Genomic DNA, 2,483 nt, shown 5'->3' with positions numbered 1-2,483 from the left:
AGCCCTTCGAGCAGCGGCGTCAACGCATCCCACAGCGCCTCGTCGTGCAGCAGCCGGTAGACGCCGCGCACGCCGGGCGCGACATGCTCGTGCTGAGACGGCTGCCACGAGCCGACGTGATGCAGCGCGTCGGCCGCCGCGAACGCGGCACGGCTGAACTGTTCCGGCGGAATGCGCGACAGCGCCGTCACGAGCACCGCGAGATTCTCCATACCGCTCTGCATGCCGGGCTTGTCGAGCGCGTCGACGAACGTGTCGGCCAGTCGCGCGTTCGCGCTGACGACTTCGTTCGCGAAGCGCAGGAAGCCGTGCCGATGCAGGCTGCCGAGGAGGTGTTCGAGCGCGTCGTGCGCGCCGGGCTCCGGCTGCGGAGGCGTCGTGTCGGGGGGCTGGCGGTCGATCATGGGCTTGCTCCGGTTGGGGCGCCAGGCTGCCGTCGTGCCGGCAGCCGTGCGTGCGCCGAATGCGTGTCGTACTCGTTCACCGGCCCCCCGCCGGTGCGGGCAGCCGCGGCCGCGTCACTGCGAATGACCGTCGGGCGACGCCTTGTACTCGCTGCGCGCGCCCATCGCGTCCTCGACGTGATGCACGCCATGCAGCGCGGCGACGCCGTCGATCAGCGCCTGACGTTCGGCTTCCTCGACCTGTCCGGTCAAGCACACGTTGCCGCGCTCGACGCTCACGTCGATGTCGCGCGGGCGGGCGACGAGCCGGCCGAGCGCCGCGCGCACGCGCTCGGCCACCTGCACGTCGCTCGCATCGCCCGCGAGCCAGTCCGCCCGCAGGCCGACGATCGCGCCGCGCGCATGGTCGGCCGCCCGCTTCACCTGCGTATTCGCATAATCGGCCACGTCGTGCCGGCCCGCAACCGCCTTGTCGCGCAGATAAGCGCGTCGGCGCCGGCCGGACGCCGGATCGAGGAAGTACATCGCGGCCGCTCCGCAAGCGACGGCCACCGCAAGGTTCAACAACGGGTTCGAAGGGGTTCTGGAGTTCATGGAGGCACCGTAGGCAATACCCGGAACGACCGGGCTTCGTTTCGGCATGCAGCACGTGCCGTTCCCCGCTGCGAGCGGCGCATGTGAGCCGTCGCACCACGGTGCGCCGACCGAAACGACAAGCGTTTGAAAAATCATCGGGCCGCACATCGCTCGATCGGAAGATCCGACGATCAGGATTCGGGCGGCGTGTCGGCCGTTTCCGCGCGCTTGCCGCCCGGTTCGTCCTCGCCGCGCTCGGCCGCGCGCTGCGCCATTTCGACATAGGTCTGCGCCAACGCGCGCAATTCCTCCTCCGACGCATCCTCGATCCCGATCAGCCGGTCGCTCGCCGCGCGCGTGACCGCGAGCAGTTCGTCGAGCTTCAGGTGCAACGCCACGCTGTCGCGGTTCTGGTTGCGCTGCAGCAGGAACACCATCAGGAACGTGATGATCGTGGTGCCGGTGTTGATCACGAGCTGCCACGCGTTGGAGTAATGAAACAGCGGCCCGCTCACGAGCCACAGCACGGTGATCGCGACCGCGCTGCCGAACGCCACCGGCGAGCCGGCCCAGGTGGTCACGCTCGACGCAAAACGTTCGAACGCGCGGGTGACGGCGTTTCCGGCCGGCCGGGAACCGGCGGCGGGCCCGCACGCCGTGTCGCGACGACCGCGCGGTGGTTCGTTGGGTTCGCGCATGAAAGCCTCCGGATTCGATGTTCTGTTTGAATCGCGCGCAGGAGCCGCCGCGTCGCCTGCCGCGAACCGGTCGCAAGCCGGGCGTTTGGGGTTCGGTCCCGTGTACGCGCCGTCGAGGACAAGCATCGCGCGTGCCCGGCCCGCAGCCCGTGTGGGCTTTACCGCGGCGCGTGTGTGTCCTCGTCGTCCGGGAAATAGCGCGTGTCGGTCAATTGCGCGATGCCGTCGAGATCCGGAAAGATCGTCGCGACGCTCACGCCGACACCGGCGAGTTCCTGCCGGATCGTCGCGAACCGGGCGCCCGGCACGACGATACGCATCAGGCGGCCGGCGAGGTCCCCATGCTGGTCGAGCGGCACGAAGCGCTCGGCGCCGGCGTCGTAACAGTGAATCGTGAACCAGCCGTCCTGCGCGGTGATTCTCGGCATCACGTGCCGCGGACGGAACACCTTGGTGCGCGTGACCTGCAGCGGCGCGCGCCGTTCGGCTGCGGTCGCGATGTCGTCGGCGTCGTGCGACAGGCACCACACCACGCCGTCTCCGCCCGCTTCGCCCGCGCGCCTGACCGCGAACCACAGCGCGGCCAGCGCGTTGCCGGACCAGTCGAGCAGGCGTGTGCGCATCCCGTGCTGCTGCGCGAGCGCGAGCCAGTCGCACGCATCGAGGTTCTGCCCGGGTTCGAGATGCGGCAGTGCGCGCCGCGTGAATTCGTCGAGCATCCGCGCTTCCACGTCAGGCGACGCGCGCTGCCGAGCGATGCCCGGCACGAGCGGCCAGCCGGCGTTGCACTGGCCGCGAAAGAGCC

General features: G+C 70.0%; 4 protein-coding genes. All 4 read right to left on the bottom strand.

The genetic code is table 11. The features are described from left to right. A partial coding sequence (locus tag JMF90_RS33325) for a DUF1641 domain-containing protein (protein ID WP_201326019.1) occupies nucleotides 1-404 on the bottom strand: 404 nt, incomplete at its 3' end. A gap of 114 nt (nucleotides 405-518) precedes the next feature. Further along, the gene (locus tag JMF90_RS33320; protein ID WP_041489680.1) at nucleotides 519-998 is read right to left on the bottom strand and encodes a BON domain-containing protein; all 480 of its coding nucleotides are present in this window, start codon (nucleotides 996-998) and stop codon (nucleotides 519-521) included. Between the two features lie 173 nt (nucleotides 999-1,171). Further along, nucleotides 1,172-1,678: a low affinity iron permease family protein gene (locus tag JMF90_RS33315; RefSeq protein WP_011545494.1), complete on the bottom strand. Its 507-nt coding sequence runs from the start codon at nucleotides 1,676-1,678 to the stop codon at nucleotides 1,172-1,174. A gap of 158 nt (nucleotides 1,679-1,836) precedes the next feature. After that, nucleotides 1,837-2,483 (bottom strand): FRG domain-containing protein (locus tag JMF90_RS33310; RefSeq protein WP_201326018.1); only part of this gene is annotated, 647 nt, incomplete at its 5' end.

This window comes from Burkholderia sp. E168m23 (assembly GCF_016586125.1).
Lineage (GTDB): Bacteria > Pseudomonadota > Gammaproteobacteria > Burkholderiales > Burkholderiaceae > Burkholderia > Burkholderia orbicola.
This window is presented reverse-complemented; position numbering and strand designations above follow the sequence as displayed.

What these genes read in the sequence shown, in the direction of transcription:
- JMF90_RS33320 (WP_041489680.1), bottom strand. Translation starts at nt 998, where the DNA reads ATGAACTCCAGAACCCCTTCGAACCCGTTGTTGAACCTTGCGGTGGCC.
- JMF90_RS33315 (WP_011545494.1), bottom strand. Translation starts at nt 1,678, where the DNA reads ATGCGCGAACCCAACGAACCACCGCGCGGTCGTCGCGACACGGCGTGC.